The sequence below is a fragment of the Pseudomonas sp. ARP3 genome, assembly GCF_001029595.1.
Classification (GTDB): domain Bacteria; phylum Pseudomonadota; class Gammaproteobacteria; order Pseudomonadales; family Pseudomonadaceae; genus Aquipseudomonas; species Aquipseudomonas rhodesiae.
Genome location: NZ_LEKF01000002.1, coordinates 222,452 through 243,721, shown reverse-complemented (window position 1 = coordinate 243,721; position 21,270 = coordinate 222,452). Strand labels below are relative to the sequence as shown.

Annotated in this window: 14 protein-coding genes; 5 read left to right on the top strand and 9 right to left on the bottom strand. The window is 61.3% G+C overall.

Features of this window, described 5'->3' with window-relative positions:
* Window positions 1-9: 9 nt before the first annotated feature.
* From ABX75_RS02900 to ABX75_RS02890, 3 genes are read right to left on the bottom strand one after another with little or no spacing between them, the layout of a single operon-like run.
* Window positions 10-279, bottom strand: a complete 270-nt coding sequence (locus ABX75_RS02900) for a phosphopantetheine-binding protein (RefSeq protein WP_034095533.1) — start codon at window positions 277-279, stop codon at window positions 10-12.
* Entirely contained in the window at window positions 257-1,069 is an 813-nt protein-coding gene (locus tag ABX75_RS02895; protein WP_034136601.1) for a 1-acyl-sn-glycerol-3-phosphate acyltransferase, read from the bottom strand. Before ABX75_RS02895 ends, ABX75_RS02900 begins: the two co-directional genes overlap by 23 nt.
* Window positions 1,045-1,764 (bottom strand): beta-ketoacyl synthase chain length factor, encoded by a 720-nt coding sequence (locus tag ABX75_RS02890; RefSeq protein WP_034095535.1) that lies wholly within the window; start codon window positions 1,762-1,764, stop codon window positions 1,045-1,047. The genes ABX75_RS02895 and ABX75_RS02890 overlap by 25 nt, the downstream gene beginning before the upstream one ends.
* 337 nt (window positions 1,765-2,101) lie before the next feature.
* On the opposite strand from ABX75_RS02890, the gene ABX75_RS02885 reads away from it, so the two are divergent.
* Complete coding sequence (locus tag ABX75_RS02885) at window positions 2,102-2,872, top strand: ParA family protein (RefSeq protein ID WP_034095536.1); 771 nt, start codon at window positions 2,102-2,104, stop codon at window positions 2,870-2,872.
* Window positions 2,873-2,949: 77 nt separating this feature from the next.
* Here the strand turns inward: ABX75_RS02885 and trxC are convergent, their stop codons facing one another.
* The 4 genes from trxC to ABX75_RS02865 all read right to left on the bottom strand — a co-directional run bounded on the left by trxC (window position 2,950) and on the right by ABX75_RS02865 (window position 10,160).
* The gene (gene trxC / locus ABX75_RS02880) at window positions 2,950-3,384 is read right to left on the bottom strand and encodes a thioredoxin TrxC (protein ID WP_034095537.1); all 435 of its coding nucleotides are present in this window, start codon (window positions 3,382-3,384) and stop codon (window positions 2,950-2,952) included.
* An 88-nt stretch (window positions 3,385-3,472) separates the two neighbouring features.
* A complete protein-coding gene (gene selO / locus ABX75_RS02875) occupies window positions 3,473-4,936 on the bottom strand; it encodes a protein adenylyltransferase SelO (protein WP_047881432.1) in 1,464 nt (487 codons plus the stop codon).
* Window positions 4,937-4,984: 48 nt separating this feature from the next.
* Window positions 4,985-8,368, bottom strand: coding sequence for a mechanosensitive channel MscK (gene mscK / locus ABX75_RS02870; RefSeq protein WP_047881431.1), 3,384 nt, complete (start codon window positions 8,366-8,368; stop codon window positions 4,985-4,987).
* Between the two features lie 49 nt (window positions 8,369-8,417).
* Window positions 8,418-10,160 (bottom strand): potassium/proton antiporter, encoded by a 1,743-nt coding sequence (locus ABX75_RS02865; RefSeq protein ID WP_034111465.1) that lies wholly within the window; start codon window positions 10,158-10,160, stop codon window positions 8,418-8,420.
* 472 nt (window positions 10,161-10,632) lie between these two features.
* Between ABX75_RS02865 and ABX75_RS02860 the strand changes: the two genes are divergently transcribed.
* Together ABX75_RS02860 and ABX75_RS02855 are read left to right on the top strand one after the other, a co-directional pair.
* Entirely contained in the window at window positions 10,633-10,863 is a 231-nt protein-coding gene (locus tag ABX75_RS02860) for a hypothetical protein (RefSeq protein WP_034095541.1), read from the top strand.
* Entirely contained in the window at window positions 10,860-11,150 is a 291-nt protein-coding gene (locus ABX75_RS02855) for a cell division protein ZapA (protein ID WP_034111467.1), read from the top strand. The genes ABX75_RS02860 and ABX75_RS02855 overlap by 4 nt, the downstream gene beginning before the upstream one ends.
* Here the strand turns inward: ABX75_RS02855 and ABX75_RS02850 are convergent.
* Together ABX75_RS02850 and putA are read right to left on the bottom strand one after the other, a co-directional pair.
* Window positions 11,147-12,949, bottom strand: coding sequence for an acyl-CoA dehydrogenase (locus ABX75_RS02850; RefSeq protein WP_047881430.1), 1,803 nt, complete (start codon window positions 12,947-12,949; stop codon window positions 11,147-11,149). The genes ABX75_RS02855 and ABX75_RS02850 overlap by 4 nt on opposite strands.
* Window positions 12,950-13,153: 204 nt before the next feature.
* Window positions 13,154-17,107 (bottom strand): trifunctional transcriptional regulator/proline dehydrogenase/L-glutamate gamma-semialdehyde dehydrogenase, encoded by a 3,954-nt coding sequence (gene putA / locus ABX75_RS02845; protein WP_034095544.1) that lies wholly within the window; start codon window positions 17,105-17,107, stop codon window positions 13,154-13,156.
* 460 nt (window positions 17,108-17,567) lie between these two features.
* On the opposite strand from putA, the gene putP reads away from it, so the two are divergent.
* Entirely contained in the window at window positions 17,568-19,052 is a 1,485-nt protein-coding gene (putP, locus tag ABX75_RS02840; protein ID WP_034095545.1) for a sodium/proline symporter PutP, read from the top strand.
* A 204-nt stretch (window positions 19,053-19,256) separates the two neighbouring features.
* Window positions 19,257-21,263, top strand: a complete 2,007-nt coding sequence (locus ABX75_RS02835) for a type VI secretion system tip protein VgrG (protein ID WP_047881429.1) — start codon at window positions 19,257-19,259, stop codon at window positions 21,261-21,263.
* The last annotated feature ends 7 nt before the right edge of the window (window positions 21,264-21,270 follow it).

The following is a 21,270-nucleotide window of genomic DNA, read 5'->3' as shown; positions in this document are numbered from 1 at the left end:
GGTCCGGTCTCAAGCTGCCTGGCGGGCCGTGACGAACGCCGCAAGGCTGGCCACGTTGGTGAAGTGGTTGCGAGTGTCCTTGGCGTCGGCGTCGATCTTGATGCCGTACTTTTTCTGGATGGCCAGGCCCAGTTCCAGGGCGTCCACCGAATCCAGGCCCAAGCCTTCGCCGAACAGGATCTGGTCGCTGGGGATATCGTCCGCGCCGATGTCTTCCAGGCCCAGGGCCTCGATGATCAGCGTCTTTATGTCGTGCTCAAGGCGTTGTTTGTCGCTCATCTTCGGCGAGCTCCTTAATGAAATAGTGGTGCAGGTAATCGTTGAGCTTGCGTGAAGCCTGGGGCGCGGGGCCCAGTGCAGCGAACGCCTGTGGTTCTATATCGGCGCCAACCCGCAAACTGAAGTGCACGCGGCGTTTAGGAATGCGATACCAGGGTTCGGCCTTGGTCAGGGTGGTGGGGCTGACCTTGATCACAACGGGGGTGATGATTGTCGCACCTCGCAATGCAATGGCGGCGCCCCCGCGATGAAAGGCCGGCGCGGCACCGGGAGTGGTGCGGGTGCCTTCGGGAAAGATGATCAGGGTTTGCCCGCTTTGCAGGGCAGCGGCGGCGGCATCGAGCATTTCGGCGCTGCCGTCGTTGCTGATATAGCCGGCGTCGCGCACCGGCCCGCGGGTGAAGGGGTTCTGCCACAGGCTCTGCTTGACCACGCAATTGGCCTGGCGCACCAGACCGATCAGAAACACCACATCGATCAGCGACGGGTGGTTGGCAATAATCATCTGGCCGGGACGGCCGAGTTTTTCCGCGCCTTCGACGCTATAAGTCAGCACGCCCGCGCGTTGCATCAGGCGAATAAAGAACCAGAACAACCAACTGATGGTGTGCCGCGCGCGCCCTCGATGCCGGGCCGCACTGCCTGGCAGGCAACTGAGCAGGGGGAACACCAGCAGGCGCAAGCACAACCCACCGAAACCGAACAGCACGAAGCTGGCAGCGGTGGCGAACAGGCGCCAGTAGTAGGCGTCCCGGGGCTTGTTGGTCATGGCTTGCGTTGCCAATTCCATACGCGGTTCTTCCAGGCATGTTGGCAGGCACCCTGGTCGGTGAGCAGGGCGCGCAGCAGGTTCAGGGCGTGGGGCCACTGGGTTTGAGTGGCTTGGACAGTGCCGGTGGTGAGTTCCAGTTGCCACTCGTCGCCTGGGGTGAGCAACAGGCCGAGTGCATATGGAAACGGCACGTCATGGATCCAACTGGTATAGGCGGCGGGCGGTTGTTCTTCGGTGATCACCAGCAGCACCGCCGGCGCGCCTTCCTGGAGCAGCGCGGCGGCTTCGAGCAGACCGTGTTCCAGGCCGTCGCCGGCGGCAGCGAGGGCGGTCATTTCGCTGGTTTCATTGCGCAGGATCGACCACAGGCCGATCACGGCGTTGTGCACCGATAGGCTGAACTGGGTCGGCGACAGCGGTTGTTCGTGGGCCAGATCGCTGAGGATATCGAGGGTGCGCGGGGTTTCGCCGTGGCGCGAAATGAATACCAGCGGCAGGTCTTGAAGGCCCTCGGCCAGCGGCCAGCCCACACTGAACGCCATGCGCGCCAGACGGCTCAAACGCCGACGTTGTATTGCCGGCAGAAATGACACGTCGGGAGAAGCTTCGCTTTCAGGCAGCAACACCGGGGCCTGGCACCACGCGTGCCAGTCGTCCGCACTCTCCAGGCCAGGGGCCCAGGCGCGCCATTGGGCGATGTTGAAATTGATCACTGAGAAGTTATCCCGCCCCTGCGGGCTTCCATGTGCGGCATTTGGCCCCGAATACCGGGACAGGCAGCAAGCGCCGAATGGCGCGCATTATCCGGGTGCCGTGGGGTTCTAGCAAACATTGGTAAAAAATTGTTCAAGGCCGATTACAAAATCGTGGGAAAGATTTGCAGATTGTCCGTTACCCAGGCGCTAGTTGGGCTGTCGGACCCTTCCTAAACCTTCGTGTGTGACGTACTACGGCTTTCGGTCGATGCAGCAGTGCATGGATGAACGAGGTAGCTAACAGGCGCTTTTGCCCTCTACACTCGGACATTCATTGATACACGGAGGTTTTTCCATGCGGCGTGTGGTGTTCAATCAGAAAGGCGGCGTGGGCAAATCCAGCATCGCCTGCAACCTGGCGGCGGTCAGCGCCAGCGAAGGCTATCGAACCCTGTTGGTTGACCTGGATGCACAAGCCAACTCTACCCAGTACCTGACCGGCCTGACTGGGGACGATATCCCCATGGGAATCGCCGATTTTTTCAAGCAAACCCTGTCTTCCGGACCGTTTTCCAAGAAGAACAAGGTGGATATCTACGAAACGCCCTTCGATAACCTGCATGTGATCACTGCCACCGCCGAGTTGGCGGACCTGCAGCCCAAGCTCGAAGCCAAGCACAAGATCAATAAATTGCGAAAACTGCTGGACGAGCTGGACGGCGATTACGACCGCATTTACCTCGATACCCCGCCAGCCTTGAATTTTTATGCGGTTTCGGCGCTGATTGCCGCTGATCGCGTATTGATCCCCTTCGATTGCGACAGTTTCTCGCGCCAGGCGCTGTATGGTCTGTTGGCGGAAATCGAAGAGTTGAAAGAAGACCATAACGAAGGGCTGGAAGTAGAAGGCATTGTGGTCAACCAATTCCAGGCCCGCGCCAGCTTGCCGCAACAGATGCTCGACGAGTTGATCGCCGAAGGCCTGCCGGTGCTGCCGGTGTACCTGGCCAGTTCGGTACGCATGCGCGAGTCGCACCAGGAAAGTCGCCCGCTGATCCACCTGGACCCACGGCATAAGCTGACTCAGCAATTTGTGGAACTGCATAACCTGCTGGAAAACGCCTGACCTTCAAGCGCCACACAGATCCAAGGTGGGAGGGGGGTTGCCCCCCACCCACGGCGTCCAGCATTGTCTCGGTGCGGTTATATCCCCTGGCTACGCAACCAGCTCATCAATTGCGGCAGCGGAAACGCACCGCTCTGGCGCGCCACTTCGCGGCCGTTCTTGAACAGGATCAAGCTGGGGATCGAGCGAATCCCCAATTGCGCTGACAACTGCTGGTTGGCCTCGCTGTCGAGCTTGGCCAGGCGGCACTTGCCTTCCAGCTGACCGGCTGCTTGTTCAAACACCGGCGCAAACGACTTGCATGGCCCGCACCAGTCGGCCCACACGTCCACCAACAGCGGCAGATCGCCCTTGATCTGGCTGGCGTAGTCGCCTTGTTTCAACTCAAACGGCTTGTTCAGCAATACGGGTTGCTTGCAACGCCCGCATTTGGGCGCATCACCCAGGCGTTCGCCGGGGATGCGGTTGAGGCCGTTGCAATGGGGGCAAGGGATGACAAGAGGTTCGGACATGATGGGCTCCTGGGGATGGCCAATGGATTCTATTTGGCGCCGCCGCCGGTGTTTATCAAGGTAGCCAGCTGGGGTCGACCTCTCGATTTCACGACGAGCAACTGATTTCCAGGTGTTTGCCCCAATCCGGCGGCCGCTGCGCGTACTGTTCCATGCCGGGCTGTTCCTCGAACGGCTGGCTCAGCACCTCATGTAGCCGCCGCACTTCGCTGTAATCGCCTGACTCGGCGGCGGTAATGGCGTTTTGTGCGAGGTAGTTACGCAGGATGTACAGCGGGTTGACCGCGTGCATGCGTTCGCGGCGTTGTTCTTCGGTGTAGTCGCCGTCCCGTGTGATCCGCGCTGTGTACAGCTTGGCCCAGGCATCGAACCCGGCCAGGTCGACAAAGTCATCACGCAAGCGGCTCACGGCCAGCGCGGCCGGTTCATCCCCCAGGCGGCGGAAGAACAAGGTGTAGTCCACGCCACTGTTCTGCATCAGTTGCAGCAGGCGTTCCACCAGTTTCTGGTCAGCCTCTTCGGCCGTGGTAAGGCCCAGGCGGCGGCGCATCAAGTCCAGGTAATGGGCTTGGTACAGCGGCAGGAATAAACCCAGCGTTTCCTTCAAGGCATCGACGCTGATAAACGGCGTGAGCGCCTGGGCCAGCGCGCTGAGGTTCCACTGGCCAATCGGCACCTGGTTGCTGAAGGAATAGCGCCCTTCATGGTCGGAATGGTTGCAGATGAAGTGCGCGTCGAAATCATCCAGAAACGCAAACGGCCCGAAGTCGAAGGTAATGCCCAGGATCGACATATTGTCAGTGTTCATCACCCCGTGGCAGAAACCATAGGCCTGCCATTTAGCGATCAGTTCGGCGTTGCGCTCGACGATTTCGCGGAACATCGCCAGGTACGGCTCCGGCTGTTCGCGGCATTCGGGGTAGTGCAGGTTGAGTACGTGCTCGGCCAGTTGCGCCAACTGCTCGGACTTTTGGGTGTAATAGAAATATTCGAAATGCCCGAAGCGGATATGGCTCGGCGCCAAGCGCAGCAGCATGGCGCCGCGTTCCTGTTTCTCGCGCCATACCGGTGTGTCGGAGCCGATCACGCACAGCGCGCGGCTGCTGGGGATGCCCAGCGCGTGCAGCGCCTCGGATGCCAGAAACTCACGGATCGACGAGCGCAATACCGCGCGGCCATCGCCCATGCGTGAGTAAGGTGTCATTCCTGCACCTTTGAGGTGCAGGTCCCAGTGCTCGCCGGCGGCGTTGTATGCCTCGCCCAGCAGCAAGCCGCGGCCATCGCCCAGTTGTGGGCTGTAGCCGCCGAACTGATGGCCGGAATACACCATCGCCCGCGGCTCTGCTTCGGCCCACAGTTTGTGGCCGCCAAACAGCTCGGCGAACAGCGGCGTGTCGGCCACCGATGGGTCGAGATCGAGCAAGGCCATGGCCCCAGGACTGGCCACTACCAGGCGCGGCTCGTCGAGAGGTTCGGGCAGAACGTGGGTTGAAAACGCGTCGCCCAGGCGTGCGAAGCGGTTGTCGAAGGTCAGGTCGTCGAGGGCTTTCACCGGCCATCTCCAGCAGAATGTCCGAGCATTCTGCTGGGGATAGAGGGTTTAGTCGAGTTTGCTCGGCGGCGGTTCCGGTGCATCGACGACTTTGCCGGCGGGCGGCTCGGGGGCATCCGTGCTCGGTTGCGCGCCGACGATGGTCTTACGCTCGTCTTCCACCGGCACCAGTTTGTACTCCTGGCCGTGCATATTCTTGAGGTACACCTCCATCTGCCGGAACGAGATGTTGATGTGCTGTTTCTTGAATTCGCGGTTGATGTAGCGGTTGACCTCGTCCAGCACCGGGTTGCGGTCGCCCAGGTCGCGCACATGCATGCGCAGTTCGTGGTCCAGGGTGCTTTCGCCGAAGTTGAGGAAGTACACGTGGGGTTCCGGATCTTTCAGAACCCGTGGGTTTTCCCTGGCGGCCTTGAGTAACAATTCCTTCACCAGGTCCAGGTCGGAGCCGTAGTCCACCCCCAGTTTCAAGGTCACGCGGGTGATGGTGTCGGTCAGCGACCAGTTGATCAGTTGCCCGGTGATGAAGGTTTTGTTCGGGACAATGATGTCCTTGCGGTCGAAGTCGGTGATGGTAGTGGCGCGGATGCGGATCTTGCTCACCGTGCCCGACAGGTTGCCGATGGTGATGGTGTCGCCGATACGCACCGGGCGTTCGAACAGAATCATGATGCCGGAGATAAAGTTGGCGAAGATCTCCTGCATACCGAAGCCCAACCCCACCGACAGCGCCGCCACCAGCCATTGCAACTTGTCCCAGCTCACGCCGAGGGTAGACAGGGTTGAGACAAAGCCCACGCCGGCAATGATGTAGGACAGCAAGGTAGTGGTGGCGTAGGCGCTGCCCTGGGCCAGATCCAGTTTGGACAGCACCAACACTTCCAGCAGGCCGGGCAGGTTGCGCGCCAGGGCGAAGGTGATGCCGATGATGATCAGCGCGCCGAGCAAATCGCCGATGCTGATAGGCACCATGCTGATATTCGCACCGGTGCCGCTGGTGTATTCGTACAGGGTGACGTTGTCCAGGTAGGAAAATACCGAGATCAGGTCCGACCACACCCAGTACAACGCCGCAATAAAGCCGCCGAGCAGGGCCAGGCGGATCAGGCGCATGGACTGTTCGTTGACCTGTTCGATATCCAGCGTCGGCTCTTCGATCACCGCTTCGCCATCGCCGGCCTCTTTGGCCGCCTGACGTTTGGCCAGGGCGCGGGAGTAGGCCAGGCGACGGGCCGCCACGCCGAGGCCGCGGACGAAGGTGGCTTCGATCACCAGCCAGAACATCAGCAGGTACAGGGTATTGATCAAGCGGTCGCTGAGTTTGAGGGCGGTGTAGTAGTAGCCGAAGCACACCGCGATAAACAGTGCGATAGGCAGCGCGGTAAACAACAGGCCCACGGCTTTGCGAAACAACGATGCCTTTTCATGGGTGGGGCTGTTGAGCAGCAGGCGACCCAGCAGCCAGGCCATCAGCGCGTAGCAGGTCAGCACCACGCCGATGCCCAGCACGTCGTCGGCCAGCGCCGCCGGTTGGTGCTCGGCGATAGCGACCACGGCCACCAGGGCCAATACCACCAGGCCGAGCTTGCGCACCCAGCCCTGGAGGAATTCGACCTGGGGTTTTTCCCAGCGGAAGTGCAGTTCCGCCACGCCGCCGGGCGCGAGAATCCGGTAAGCGGTGTAGAAAACCAACCACGCCTGGGCCAATTGCAGCAGGGCCGAGCCCAGGTTGGCGTTCTGCCCGCGTGCGTCGATCTGCAGCGCGTAGCCGCACAAGGCCAGGCCCAGGGATACCGGCATGGCCAGCAATATATTGATCAAAATGGCCTGTGGCGTATGCCACTGGCTGTCGCGCTTGAAGTGGCCGATGTCCAGATGGACCTTGTTCAGGCGCTGATACAGGGCCTTGCGGCGCCACAGCAGCGCGCCGATCAACAGCAGCAGCGGCAGGAACAGCAGCGGGCGCTGGGTCAGGCCGTCATACAATTCGCTGACGCTGGACGCCCACGGCAGGGTGGTGATTTGCTTGCTCAGGTGCGCCGGTACGGTTTCCAGCCACTCCGTGTCCAGCGGCTTGTTGCTGGGAATCCAAAACATCTGCTCGTCCAGCGTCGCGCGCAGGGTGGTGGCGGTGCTGAGCAGTTGTTTCTGGTTCAGTTGCAGGGTGATGGATTCGTTCAGCAACGCGCTCAACTCGCGGCTCAGGCGTTCAAGCAAGTCGCTGCGGGTGATCGCCAGTTCCAGCAGGGTGCGCCGCAGTTGCGGGGTCACGTCGTCCGGGGGCTGGTTGGCCAGCAGGTTATCCACATAAGCGCTGGGGGAGCTGATCAGCTCGCGCTGCTGGTTGACCTCAAACTGGTACAGCCGAATGTTGGCGATATCGTCCGCCAGGTCGCGGTCCACCGTGAGACGCGGCAGGGCTTGTTTCTGTTTGTAGAGAATCTTGGACAGCAGCAGGCTGCCCTTGAGCACGTTGATCTGCTCGTCCAGTGCTGAATCGCTCTGAGTGACGGCGTCCAGCTGTTGCTTGGTTTGCAGGTTTTTCTGCGTCAGGTCGTTGAGACGGTCGGTGCTTCTGAGCAGGTAGTCGGACAGCTTCAGGTTGGCTGCGCTTTCCGTGGCCAGCAGGCTGCTGCCGCCGGCTTTCTGCGCCTCGATGGACTGTTGGGTCACCGTCTGCTGGCTCTGGGCCAGACGCTTCTGATTGATCAGGGTTTGCAGGTCCTGGATTTCCTGTTCCAGGCGCGCGGTCTTTTCTTGGATCAGGTCGTGCTGGCTGTTGCCCAGGTCTTGCAACTGACTGTTGCCCGCCAGTTCCTGACGACGCAGCGGGATCAGTGCATTCAGGGCCGCCAATTCAGCGTTCAACTGATTGCGTTGGTCGCTGCTCAGGGCTTTGCCGTTGTCCTTGCCGGACTTGAGGGTGGCGTTGATCTGCTGGATGCGCGTCTGGCTGCTGCTGATTTCGGTCTGGGCGCGCTCTGGGCGGGTTTGGGCGGCGATGGTCAGGCTGTTGGCGTCGGCCAATTCTTTTTGCAGGTCGCCTTGCTGGGTGCTGCGCTGCACCAGCAGCTGTTCCAACTGCGGTATCGGCAGGCTGGCATAACGCTGGGCCACCGGAATGATTTTGGTGGCCTTGAGCCGTGTCAGCTCGCGCTGGTTTTCGCTGGTCTGGCGCGGGGCGTCGTCCAGCTGGCGCTTGAGATCGACCAGGCGTTGCTCGTAATCCTGCTTGTTGCTCAGATACGTGAGGGTTTGCTGCAGGATGGTCTGCAGCGCCTTCATGTCGGCGTCGGGCAGTTTACGGTCGGGCAGCTTGTCCAGGGATTGCTGGATGGCGTCGGCGCTGGGCGGGTCGGCGGCGTAGACATTGCCGACGCAAAGGGTCAGACCCAGCAGGGCAGTGGCGAGAAAAGAGCGCAGGATTGGCATAGAGACCGGTCGAGCTAGTGAAGAATCGGGGGCGTTGTCGCCCCGCAGTTTAGAGGAAGAGTCCGGGGCCCGGGCGACTTCCTTCGGGGAATCTGACGCCAACTTTGCCGATCTTGTTCCCGTCCATGACCGCGACGGTCCAGATGGTGTTGTTCCACTCCACCTGGTCGCCCACCACCGGGGCGCCCCCGACCTTTTGGGTGATGAACTGGCTCAGCGGCGTATCCGGGTCGATACCTTCGAGCTTGAGGCCATACAGCGCCGACACCGCGCCTAGCTGGGCGTCGCCTTCCAACACGAAATCGCCGAAGAAGCGTAGGTCCAGACCACGCTGCGGCGCCTGGCTGAACAGTTTGCCCAGGGCTGGCAGGTTGTGTTCGTGGCCGATTACGCAGAGCAGATCATCGACTTCCAGCACCGTACTACCCGACGGATGGAGCAGTTGCTGGCCACGAAACAGGGCGGCGATGCGCGTGCCTTCGGGCATTTTCAGCTCGCGCAGGGCCGCGCCGATGCACCATTTCTCCGCGCCCAGGCGGTAGACGAACAGCTCCCACTCGCTGGTGACATGCACTTCCAGCGCCGCGCGGGAGATCGGCGCCGGGTCCGGCGGCACTGTGACTTTAAGCAGCTTGGCCACCCACGGCAGGCTCGTGCCCTGTACCAGCAGCGACACCAGCACGATAAAGAACGCCAGGTTGAAATACAGCTGGGCATGGGGCAGGCCAGCCATCAACGGGAACACCGCCAGAATGATCGGCACCGCGCCGCGCAGGCCGACCCAGGCGATAAAGGCTTTTTCACGGCCGTGGAAGGCCTTGAAGGGCAGCAGGCCGACCATCACCGACAACGGTCGCGCGAGGAGGATCATCCACAGCGCCAGGCCCAGGGCCGGCAGGGCGATGGGCAGCAGATCGTGGGGCGTGACCAGCAGGCCCAGCACCAGGAACATGCCGATCTGCGCCAGCCAAGCCATGCCATCGAGCATATGCAAGATGCCGTGACGGCTGCGCACCGGGCGGTTGCCGATCACCAGGCCGCACAGGTACACGGCGAGGAAGCCGCTGCCGTGGAAGGCGTTGGTCAGGGCAAAGACGAACAGGCCGCCGGCGATCACCAGAATCGGATAGAGGCCAGTGGCCAGGTTGATGCGATTGACCATCTGCAACATCAGCCAGCCGCCGCCCAATCCGACCAGGCCGCCGATGCCGAATTCGCGCACCAGATGGGTCAGTAGGCTCCAGTGCAGGCCGGTCTGGCCACTGGCGAGCATGTCGATCAGGGTAACGGTGAGAAACACCGCCATTGGGTCGTTACTGCCGGATTCGATTTCCAGACTGGCGCTGACCCGTTCGTTCAAGCCCTTGCCGCCCAGCAGCGAGAACACCGCCGCGGCGTCCGTGGAGCCGACAATCGCGCCGATCAGCAAGCCTTGGATAATGTTGAGGTTGAACAGCCAGGCCGCCGCCATGCCGGTGAGGCCGGTGGTAATCAACACCCCCACCGTGGCCAGCGACAAGGCCGGCCACAGCGCCACGCGGAAACTCGCCACTCGGGTTCGCAAGCCGCCGTCGAGCAGGATCACGGCCAATGCGAGGTTGCCCACCAGGTAGGCGGTCGGATAGTTGTCGAAGATGATGCCGCCGCCGTCGACGCCGGCGACCATGCCCACGGCCAGGATAATCACCAGAATCGGGATGCCCAGGCGTGACGAAAGAGAACTCACCAGAATGCTCGCACTCACCAGCAACGCGCCGATCAAGAACAGGCTGTTGATGGTCGTCGCATTCAAAGGCAGTACTCCATGAGTAGATACAAAAAGACGGGGCGCAAACTGACCATGCAGTCTGCGTGCCAGGGATTCTAACCTGTTGAATTGCCGCCCTGTCAAAAAGCTTTTCATGGCGTTTAAATGTGGAAGGGGGGTTGCCGCCCCGACAGGTTCACCGACAAATCCAAGGGGGCGCTTCGCGGCCCAGCGCAGGGCAAGCCTGCTCACCACAAAAAAACTGGCTAGCTTCTGTGATGAACGAGCTTGCATCGCTATCGGTGGTACGACCAAAGCACTGAAGAGTGCCTTGGGTTTTTGTCGCACCTGACGAGGGGTTAGCGGATTCAGGAACCAGATGGGGGAAATGCAGTCACTAAGGCTCGAAAGCGTGGCTCCACCCTGAAGAACCGGGCTGCGCGCCGGGGATAAGCCTGGCATCCGAGGTGAATTTTCTTTATCGTCACCGCCCTTTTAAAACGCTCGAGAAATCAAAATGTTAGAAGCATCCCTCAGCCAATTGGAACAACTGGTCAATGACCTGGTACAGCAAAACCAGGACCTGCTGGGCAGCAATGAATCCCTCAAGGCAGAACTTGCCCGCGCCAAGGATGAAAACGACAGCCTGCAACTGAACCTGATGGAGCAGGAAGAAAAACACGGTGCTACTGCCGCGCGTATTCAGGCATTGGTTGAGCGCGTGAGCGCAGGTCCTGTGGGCGCATGAACGAAGGGATAAAGGTCGTTTCGATTCTCGGAGAGGATTACTCGATCAAGGCGCCGCCCGGGGAAGACAAAACCCTGATGCACGCCGTGACCATGCTCAAGGCTTCCCTGGCCACCACCAAGAAAAAGTACCCGACCCTGATCGGTGACAAATTACTGGTGCTGGCGGCGCTGAACCTGTGCGCCGAGCAGATCGAAATGCAGCAGGCTCATCAGCAGGAACTCGACCGTTACCAAGAGCAAGTCAGCGCCACGGTCGAGGTGATTTCCAAGGCGATCCAGCCTTAGAACCATTCATCCTGCATCCCCAGGCACGTATCGTCCCGTGCTTCCAGAATCGCCAGTTCATGATGGCAGCTCGGTACTTCCCAGGTCAGGAAGTACCGGGCGGCCTGGAGCTTGCCTTTATAGAACCCTGCATCCGCTGCATTGCCCTTGGCCAGTCCTTCTTCGGCGCGAATCGCTTGTTCCAGCCAGCGCCAGCCAATCACCGTATGCCCGAACACCTTCAAGTACAGCGCCGAGTTCGCCAGGCTGCTGTTGACCTTGCCTTGGCCGAGATCCGTCAACAAACCGAGGGTGACGCTTTGCAGTCTGTTAAGCAGGTGGTCCAGCGGTTCACGCAACGCGGTGAGTGACGGGTACTGCTGGGCCCGCGCGCCGGTGTCGGCGATCAGGCGGATCAGTTGCTTGAGCCCCGCGCCGCCGTTCTGCGCCAGCTTGCGCCCCAGCAAGTCCAGGGATTGGATGCCATGGGTGCCCTCGTGGATCGGGTTCAAACGGTTATCACGGTAGTATTGCTCCACCGGGTATTCACGAGTGTAGCCGTGGCCGCCGAGAATCTGGATCGCCAGCTCGTTGGCCTTGAGGCAGAACTCCGATGGCCAGGATTTGACGATAGGGGTGAGCAGGTCCAGCAATTCGTGGGCCTGTTTGCGTTCCGCTTCATCGGCCAGGGTGGTGGTGTCATCGAACAAGCGCGCCGCGTAGAGGCCCAGATCGAAGGCACCTTCCACGTAGGATTTTTGCGTCAGCAGCATGCGCTTGATGTCCGCGTGCTGAATGATCGAGACCGGCGCAGTCGTAGGATCTTTACTGTCAGGTAGACGACCTTGCGGGCGTTCGCGGGCGTATTCCAGCGAGTACAGGTAGCCGGCGTAGCCGAGCATCACCGCGCCCATGCCCACGCCGATGCGCGCCTCGTTCATCATCTGGAACATGCAGCTCAGGCCCTGGTGCGGCTTGCCCACCAAATAGCCCACGCAGTTGCCGTTGTCGCCGAAATTCAGCGCCGTGGACGTGGTGCCACGCCAGCCCATCTTGTGAAATAGCCCCGCCAGCAACACATCGTTACGCGCGCCCAGGCTACCGTCGTCGTTGACCAGGAATTTAGGCACGATAAACAGCGAAATGCCCTTCACCCCCGGCGGCGCATCCGGCAACTTGGCCAGCACCATGTGCACGATGTTTTCCGACAACGGATGATCGCCGCCGGAAATAAAGATCTTGTTGCCTTTGAGGCGATAGGTGCCGTCGGCCGCGGGCTCGGCGCGTGTACGAATATCCGACAGCGACGAGCCTGCATGGGGCTCGGTCAACGCCATGGTGCCGAAGAAGCGCCCCTCGATCATGGGCTGCAAGAAGCGCTGTTTCTGCTCTTCAGTACCGAAGCTTTCGATCAGGTTGGCCGCGCCCATGGTCAGGAACGGATACGACGTGGACGCCGCGTTGGCCGACTGAAAGTGCGCAAAACAGGCTTGGGACAGCAGGGTCGGCAATTGCATGCCGCCGGCCTCGAAGCTACGCGCCGCGTTGAGAAAACCGGCCTCCAGAAACGCATCCACGGCCGGTTTGACCTCCGGGATCAGGATGGCCTTGCCGTCCTCGTAGCGCGGTTCGTTTTCGTCGTTTTTACGGTTATGGGGCGCGAAGTACTTTTCGGCGATGCTGCGCGCGGTGCTGATGGCCGCATCGAAGGTTTCGCGGTTGTGCTCGGCAAACCGCTCACGCTGGGTCAGGCCCTCGGCATCGAGGACTTCGTACAGCTCGAAAGCCAGATTGCGGGAACTGAGCAGCGTCTCGGACATGGCGGATTACCTTTAGAGGAATTGGCCCGAGTCTAAGCGTGCGAATTAAGGGTGAATAGCAAGATTGATCTAAGTGATGGAGCGGCAGAATGTGGGAGGGGGCTTGCCCCCGATAGCAGTGTGTCAGTGCCCGAGGTACTGACTGATACTCCACTATCGGGGGCAAGCCCCCTCCCACAATGTCTAGCGGTATTTCTTTCAGGGTTAGCCGATGGTCATCAGGCTGGCGTTACCGCCCGCCGCAGCGGTGTTGACGCTCAACGCTCGCTCGATCACCAGGCGCTCCAACGCAATGGAAGTTTCGCCCTGGGACAAACCATGCACGCCGACGATCGCCCCACCACGCTGCGCCACTTGCTGGCACACCGCGCGCAATTGGTCAGAGTCGCCGTGGTGCAGAACGGCATCGAACACCACATCGTCCTTGGTCCAATCGGCCACGCGCTTGATCTTCGCCTGAATGTCTTTCGGCAGGCGTGGGAACAAGGCTTTGGTCAGGTCGGTTTCCGGCCATACCGCCGAGCCACCCACCGCCAGTACCGCAGCCAACTGAGTCAGCAGGTCACCTTCCACGTCCGCCAGGCACAGCACATGCTCGCGGGGCAGGATGGCGTAGCTGTTGCGCTCGCCGGTCGGGCCCGTCAGTTGGCGGGTGATACCGCTTTGCGATTGCGCGGCGAACTGGCTGCACAGCACGCTCAGCTCGCTGAACTTTTGGCTGTCGGCCCAGGCTTTAAGGGCTGTCAGCGGTTGGCTCATGGCATCGCGCAGACGTACGTCCGGCGCCGCCAACTTGTCGGCGCGAACGAAGGATTGCTCGATTGCATCGGTAGGACGAGTCGACAGCAAACGGTACAGATACAGCGGGCCACCGGCTTTCGGGCCAGTCCCCGACAGGCCTTCGCCGCCGAACGGCTGCACGCCGACCACAGCACCCACGATGTTGCGGTTGACGTAGACGTTACCGGCGTGAACGTTGTCGATCACTTTGGCGATGGTCTCGTCGATGCGCGTGTGCACACCCAGGGTCAGGCCGTAGCCGGACGCATTGATCTGGCCGATCAACTGGTCGATCTCTTTACGCTTGTAGCGGACTACGTGCAGTACCGGGCCGAAGATCTCGCGTTGCAGCTCGTCGAAGCTTTCCAGTTCGATCAGGGTGGGCATCACAAAGGTGCCGCGCTTGATTTCTTCGGCGTCGGCGATCGCCACCTGGTACACGTTGCGGCCTTTGTCGCGCATGGCCTGGATGTGCTTCTCGATGCCGGCCTTGGCTTCGGCGTCGATCACCGGGCCGATGTCCACGGACAAGCGCTCCGGGTTGCCCAGGCGGCATTCAGCCATGGCTCCTTTGAGCATTTCGATGACGCGGTCTGCGGAGTCTTCCTGCAGGCACAGCACGCGCAGGGCCGAGCAACGCTGACCGGCGCTGTCGAAGGCCGACGACACCACATCGATCACTACTTGTTCAGTGAGTGCGGAGGAGTCGACGATCATCGCGTTCTGGCCACCGGTTTCGGCGATCAGCGGAATCGGACGACCCTGGGCATCCAGACGCCCGGCCACATTGCGCTGCAGCAGGCGCGCCACTTCGGTGGAACCGGTGAACATCACGCCTTTGACGCGATCATCACCCACCAGGCGGGCACCGACGGTTTCGCCCTGGCCCGGCAGCAGTTGCAGCACGCCTTCCGGAATACCGGCTTCCAGCAGGATGCGCACGGCCTGGGCTGCCACCAGCGGGGTTTGCTCGGCAGGTTTGGCCAGTACCGGGTTGCCGGCGGCCAGTGCCGCGGCGACTTGACCACTGAAGATCGCCAGCGGGAAGTTCCACGGGCTGATGCACACCACCGGGCCCAGTGGGCGGTGGGCGTCGTTGGTGAAATCGTTGCGCGCCTGCACCGCGTAGTAGCGCAGGAAGTCCACGGCTTCACGCACTTCGGCGATGGCGTTGGCAAAGGTCTTGCCGGCTTCGCGGGCCAGCAGCCCCATCAATGGCTGGATCTCGCCTTCCATCAGGTCGGCGGCGCGTTCCAGAATCGCGGCGCGCTCGGCCGGCGGGGTGGCCTGCCAGATCGGGCCGGCATTGATCGCGCATTGGATGGCGTTGTCGACGTCTTCGACAGTGGCTTCCTGAACCTGACCGACCACATCGCGCAGGTCGGATGGGTTCAATACCGCGGTCGACGTTTGCTCGCTGGACGCGCAACCAAGCATCGGTGCGGCTTTCCAGTTGTTGTGGGCGGTGGCCAGCAGGGCGCAGGACAACGAGGCCAGGCGGTGTTCGTTGGCCAGGTCGATACCGGCCGAGTTGGCGCGGTCGCTGCCATACAGGTCGCGCGGCAGCGGAATGCGTGGGTGCGGCAAGCCGAAGCCGCCTTCCACCGTCGCCATTTGCTCGATGCTGGCCACTGGGTCGGCCACCAGTTCCTGGATCGAAATCGACTGGTCGGCGATGCGGTTGACGAACGAGGTGTTCGCGCCGTTTTCCAACAGGCGACGTACCAGGTAGGCCAAGAGTGTTTCATGGGTGCCGACCGGGGCGTAGACGCGGCACGGACGGTTCAGCTTGCCGTCGGCAACCTTGCCGACTACCTGCTCGTACAGCGGTTCGCCCATGCCGTGCAGGCACTGGAACTCGTACTGGCCGGGGTAATAGTTCTGACCGGCGATATGGTAAATGGCCGACAAGGTGTGGGCGTTATGCGTGGCGAACTGCGGGTAGATGACTTCCGGCACCGACAGCAGTTTGCGCGCGCAAGCGATGTAGGAAACGTCGGTGTACACCTTGCGGGTGTACACCGGGTAGCCTTCCAGGCCTTCGACCTGGGCGCGCTTGATTTCGCTGTCCCAGTACGCGCCTTTTACCAGGCGGATCATCAGGCGGTGGCGGCTGCGGCGGGCCAGGTCGATCACGTAATCGATCACGTACGGGCAACGCTTCTGGTAAGCCTGGATCACGAAGCCGATGCCGTTCCAGCCGGTCAGTTGCGGCTCGAAGCACAGGCGTTCCAGCAGATCCAGGGACAGCTCCAGACGGTCGGCTTCTTCGGCATCGATGTTCAGGCCGATGTCGTATTGCTTGGCCAGCAGGGTCAGGGACAGTAGGCGCGGGTACAGCTCGTCCATCACGCGCTCGTACTGCGCACGGCTGTAACGCGGGTGCAGCGCCGACAGCTTGATGGAGATGCCCGGGCCTTCATAAATTCCACGGCCGTGGGAGGCTTTGCCGATGGAGTGAATAGCTTGTTCGTACGAGGCCAGATATTTCTGGGCGTCGTGTTCGGTGAGTGCGGCTTCACCGAGCATGTCGTAGGAGTAACGGAAGCCCTTGGCTTCGAACTTGCTGGCGTTGGCTAACGCTTCGGCGATGGTCTCGCCAGTGACGAACTGTTCGCCCATCAAGCGCATGGCCATGTCGACGCCCTTGCGGATCATCGGTTCGCCGCTCTTGCCGATGATGCGGCTCAGGGAAGAGGTCAGGCCGGCTTCGTTATGGGTAGAGACCAGTTTGCCGGTCAGCAGCAGGCCCCAGGTGGCGGCGTTGACGAACAGCGACGGGCTGTTGCCCAGGTGCGGCTGCCAGTTGCCGGTGCTGATCTTGTCGCGGATCAGTGCGTCGCGGGTGCCCTTGTCCGGGATGCGCAGCAGCGCTTCGGCCAGGCACATCAGCGCCACGCCTTCCTGGGAGGACAGGGAAAACTCTTGCAGCAGGCCCTGAACAATCCCGGCACGGCCGCCGACACTCTTCTGATTGCGCAATTTCTCGGCAATGGTGGCGGCCAGTTTGTTGGTGGCCTCGGCCATGGGTGCCGGGAGGCGGGCCTGTTCGATCAGCATCGGCACCACTTCCGGCTCGGGGCGACGGTAAGCGGCGGTGATCGACGCGCGCAGTACGGACTGCGGCAGGATGCTTTCGGCGAACTCAAGGAAGCACTGGTGAGCGTGGTCGGTCTGGACCTCGCCTACGTCGTCTGCGTCTTTGCTGCTCAAACCATTGAGTTCGGTCAGGGTTGCACCACCCTCCAGTTTCTCCAGGTAATTGAAAATCGCCTGCTTGATCAGCCAGTGCGGCGTGCGATCAATGGAGGTCGCGGCAGCCTTCAGGCGTTCGCGGGTCGGGTCGTCGAGTTTGACCCCAAGGGTGGTCGTCGCCATTTTCTTATCCTCATGGGTGCCACTACCGAGTGGCATTAGCTGGCGGCAAGATTAGCTGTGCACATGCGTAGGTGCAACCGGGTGCAACCTATTTTGTTAATGAAATTTTCGATGGTTCGTCGGAAATAATTAAGCCCTCAGCGTGATGCGCTGCGTGTTGGTGCATTTGCTTCTGAGATCGGCTGTTTTTGCTCCGAAAGGGAGCAAAAACAGGGTGTTTTCCGCAAAATCACTCAAGGTGCAACTTATTCGCGAGAAACTGGTTGCACCTGATTTGCTTTGTTGAATAGCATTCGCGGCCAAGGTGCAACCAGCTTTCGGGTTTGGGGCATCGGCTGGCGGCTTTCCTGGGGAAACGCCAGTCATAAATGCGCGGCACGCGGGTTCGTCTACCCTTGCAAAAGGGTCGGCGCCTGACAGACCGCCGCTACATAAAAACAAAGCCAGGGCGTCACTTCTTATGAGCGTTAGCAATCCAACCCTGATCACGTTCGTGATCTATATCGCAGCAATGGTGCTGATCGGCTTCATGGCCTATCGATCCACCAATAACCTTTCCGATTACATCCTCGGCGGTCGCAGCCTCGGTAGCGTGGTCACTGCCTTGTCGGCCGGCGCGTCCGATATGAGCGGCTGGTTGTTGATGGGCCTGCCGGGCGCTATCTACATGTCCGGTCTGTCGGAAAGCTGGATCGCCATCGGCCTGATCGTCGGTGCCTACCTCAACTGGCTGTTCGTGGCCGGTCGCCTGCGGGTACAGACCGAACACAACGGCGACGCCCTGACGCTGCCCGACTACTTCTCCAGCCGCTTCGAAGATAAAAGCGGCCTGCTGCGGATCATCTCCGCGGTGGTGATCCTGGTGTTCTTCACCATCTATTGCGCCTCCGGCATCGTGGCCGGCGCCCGTCTGTTCGAAAGCACCTTTGGCATGTCCTACGAGACCGCGCTGTGGGCCGGTGCCGCAGCGACCATTGCCTACACCTTCGTTGGCGGTTTCCTTGCGGTGAGCTGGACGGACACCGTACAAGCCACGCTGATGATCTTCGCGCTGATCCTCACGCCGATCATCGTGCTGCTGGCCACCGGCGGCGTCGACACCACGTTCCTGGCCATCGAAGCCAAGAACCCCGACAACTTCAACATGCTCAAGAACACCACCTTCATCGGCATCATTTCGCTGATGGGCTGGGGCCTGGGCTACTTCGGCCAGCCGCACATCCTCGCGCGCTTCATGGCGGCGGATTCGGTGAAGTCGATCGCCAAAGCGCGTCGCATCTCCATGACCTGGATGATCCTGTGCCTGGGCGGCACCGTGGCCGTGGGTTTCTTCGGTATTGCTTACTTCTCGGCGCACCCGGAAGTGGCCGGCCCGGTCACCGAAAACCACGAGCGTGTGTTTATCGAGCTGGCCAAGCTGCTGTTCAACCCATGGATTGCGGGCGTGCTGTTGTCGGCCATCCTGGCGGCGGTCATGAGTACTTTGAGCTGCCAACTGCTGGTGTGCTCCAGTGCATTGACCGAAGACTTCTACAAAACCTTCCTGCGTAAAAACGCCTCCCAGGTTGAGCTGGTCTGGGTCGGTCGCTTGATGGTGCTGCTGGTGGCCTTGATCGCCATCGCCATGGCCGCCAACCCGGAAAACCGCGTACTGGGCCTGGTGAGTTACGCCTGGGCCGGCTTCGGCGCTGCGTTCGGCCCTGTGGTGCTGATCTCGGTGATCTGGAAGCACATGACCCGCAATGGCGCTCTGGCCGGCATCCTGGTCGGTGCGATCACCGTGATTGTGTGGAAACACTTCGCGCTGCTGGGTCTGTACGAAATCATCCCTGGCTTCATCTTCGCCAGCCTGGCGATCTACATCGTCAGCAAGCTGGGCGCGCCGACTGCGGGTATGGTCGAGCGTTTTGATGCGGCGGAAAAAGACTACAACCTCAACAAGTAATTCGCCGGGCGCGCTGCGCCTGATGAGTTAAACGAAAGGCCCGCATCCTACGGATAGCGGGCCTTTTTTATGTGTGAATTGGGTCGGACAAACTGAAGATTCGCACGCTCGTTCGTAGGGTTTTACTGATTTACGCGCGCGCTGCTCGGCAGACGCGGGCACTGGTGCAGAATCGGCCCCCCAGCCTTCGCAGAGAAACATCGGATGTTCGCGCCTGCCAATCAAAGTGCTTTCACCCTGACCCTGGACGGGGTGCCCAGCGATCTCAAGGTCTACCGCTTCAACGGTCAGGAAACACTCAGCCAACCCTATCGTTTTGACCTGGAACTGGTCGACGAACAGCCGGACCTGGATCTGGGCAACTTGCTGCATCGCCAGGCCTATCTGGGTTTCGATGATCAGGGCCACGGTGTGCATGGCCTGGTCGACCATGTGGCGCAGGGCGATTCCGGGCGGCGGCTGACGCGCTATAGCGTTCGTCTCGTCCCTCAGTTGGCTTATCTGGCCCATAGCACCCATCCGCGTATTTTCCAGCACAAAAGCGTGCCGCAGATCGTTGCGCAGGTGCTCAAAGAGCAAGGCATCCAGGCGGATCGATTCGAATTTCATCTAAGCGGTACGTACCCGGAGCGTGAGTATTGCGTGCAGTTCGGCGAGACCGACCTGGCATTTATCCAGCGCCTGTGTGCCGAGCAGGGCATTCATTATCATTTTCGGCATTCGCCCGAAGGCCATTTACTGGTATTTGGCGACGACCAGAGCGTGTTTGCCCAGGCCGAGCACGCAACGCCTTACGCCGCAGGCTCCGGGATGGTAGCGGACACTCCGGCCATCAAGCGCTTCACCGTACAACTGCAAACCCGCACCACGGCGCTGAGCCTGCGCGATTACGATTGGCGCAAGCCGCGCCTGACTCTGGAAAGCGCAGTGTCCGACCAGCAGACCCTGTGCCTTGAAGAGCAGGGTTACCCCGGCCATTTCACTGACCGCGTGGAGGGTAAGCACCTGGCACGGCGCGGTTTGGAGCGTCACCGCAGCGACCATCGCCTCGCCGTGGGCAACGGGGATGAGCCGACGTTGGCCTGTGGGCGCTTCCTCAAGCTGGCCGGGCATCCTCGCCAGGAATGGAACGACTTGTGGCTCGTGACCCAAGTCACTCACGAGGGCAGCCAACCCCAGGTACTCGAAGAGGCGGTGACCGAGGTGGCGGGTGGGGACATGCGCCAGGGTTACTCCAACCACTTCGTCGCGACGCCCTGGGATGTAGTTTTCCGCCCGCCCTTGGCGCCCCGCAGGCCGATGACGGGTTACCAGAACGCGGTGGTGACCGGGCCCGCCGACAGTGAAATCCATTGCGACGAATACGGCCGTGTCAAAGTGCAATTGGCCTGGGATCGGCACGGCGAACATAACGAGCATTCCAGTTGCTGGCTGCGGGTCGCCAGCGGCTGGGCCCATGATCGCTACGGCGCGGTGCTGATCCCACGGGTGGGCATGGAAGTGTTGGTCGGCTTTGTGAATGGCGACATGGACATGCCCGTGGTGGTCGGTTGCCTGGCCAATGCCGCGACGCCGGTGCCCCTGAACCTGCCAGCGGACAAGACCCGCAGCATCCTGCGCAGCCAAAGCAGCCCCGGTGGTGGCGGTTACAACGAACTGCGCATTGAGGATCGCAAGGGCGCCGAAGAGATCTACCTGCGCGCCCAGCGCGATTGGACCCAGCATGTGCTGCATGACCAGCAGGTGCAGGTGGATAACCGGCGTCGGATCACCGTGGGTGGCGAGTCGCACCATGAGCTGCAGGGAGAAGAGCAGCGCATCACCCACGGCAATCGCCTGACCGAACTCAAGCAGGACGACCACTTGGCGGTCGGCGGTTCGCAGCGGGTCCGCGCGGAGCAGGTGATTCAGATCGGCGCCGGCCAAAGCGTCGTCATCGATGCGGGTGCCAGCGTCACGATCCAGGCCGGTGGGCAGTCGATCACCCTGTCAGCCGCAGGCATCTTCAGCAGTGTGGCGATCCAGCTCGGTGGTGCTCCCGCCCCCGCTGCGGCACCGTTGTTGCCCGGGCTGCAGGACAAGGTGCTGGCGGTGATCCCGGCGCCTCTGAGCCGCGTGCAGATCGCCAGTTTGAAGCGCAGCGCGCCGTTCTGCGAAGAGTGTGCACGCTGCAAGAGCGGCCAGTGTGATGTCACTCACCAACCCCATTGATCAGTAT

Excerpts from the sequence above, each read along its gene's own strand:
- ABX75_RS02900 (WP_034095533.1), bottom strand. The coding sequence starts at position 279 with ATGAGCGACAAACAACGCCTTGAGCACGACATAAAGACGCTGATCATC.
- ABX75_RS02895 (WP_034136601.1), bottom strand. The coding sequence starts at position 1,069 with ATGGAATTGGCAACGCAAGCCATGACCAACAAGCCCCGGGACGCCTAC.
- ABX75_RS02885 (WP_034095536.1), top strand. The coding sequence starts at position 2,102 with ATGCGGCGTGTGGTGTTCAATCAGAAAGGCGGCGTGGGCAAATCCAGC.
- trxC (WP_034095537.1), bottom strand. The coding sequence starts at position 3,384 with ATGTCCGAACCTCTTGTCATCCCTTGCCCCCATTGCAACGGCCTCAAC.
- mscK (WP_047881431.1), bottom strand. The coding sequence starts at position 8,368 with ATGCCAATCCTGCGCTCTTTTCTCGCCACTGCCCTGCTGGGTCTGACC.
- ABX75_RS02860 (WP_034095541.1), top strand. The coding sequence starts at position 10,633 with ATGTTAGAAGCATCCCTCAGCCAATTGGAACAACTGGTCAATGACCTG.
- ABX75_RS02855 (WP_034111467.1), top strand. The coding sequence starts at position 10,860 with ATGAACGAAGGGATAAAGGTCGTTTCGATTCTCGGAGAGGATTACTCG.
- ABX75_RS02850 (WP_047881430.1), bottom strand. The coding sequence starts at position 12,949 with ATGTCCGAGACGCTGCTCAGTTCCCGCAATCTGGCTTTCGAGCTGTAC.
- putA (WP_034095544.1), bottom strand. The coding sequence starts at position 17,107 with ATGGCGACGACCACCCTTGGGGTCAAACTCGACGACCCGACCCGCGAA.
- putP (WP_034095545.1), top strand. The coding sequence starts at position 17,568 with ATGAGCGTTAGCAATCCAACCCTGATCACGTTCGTGATCTATATCGCA.
- ABX75_RS02835 (WP_047881429.1), top strand. The coding sequence starts at position 19,257 with ATGTTCGCGCCTGCCAATCAAAGTGCTTTCACCCTGACCCTGGACGGG.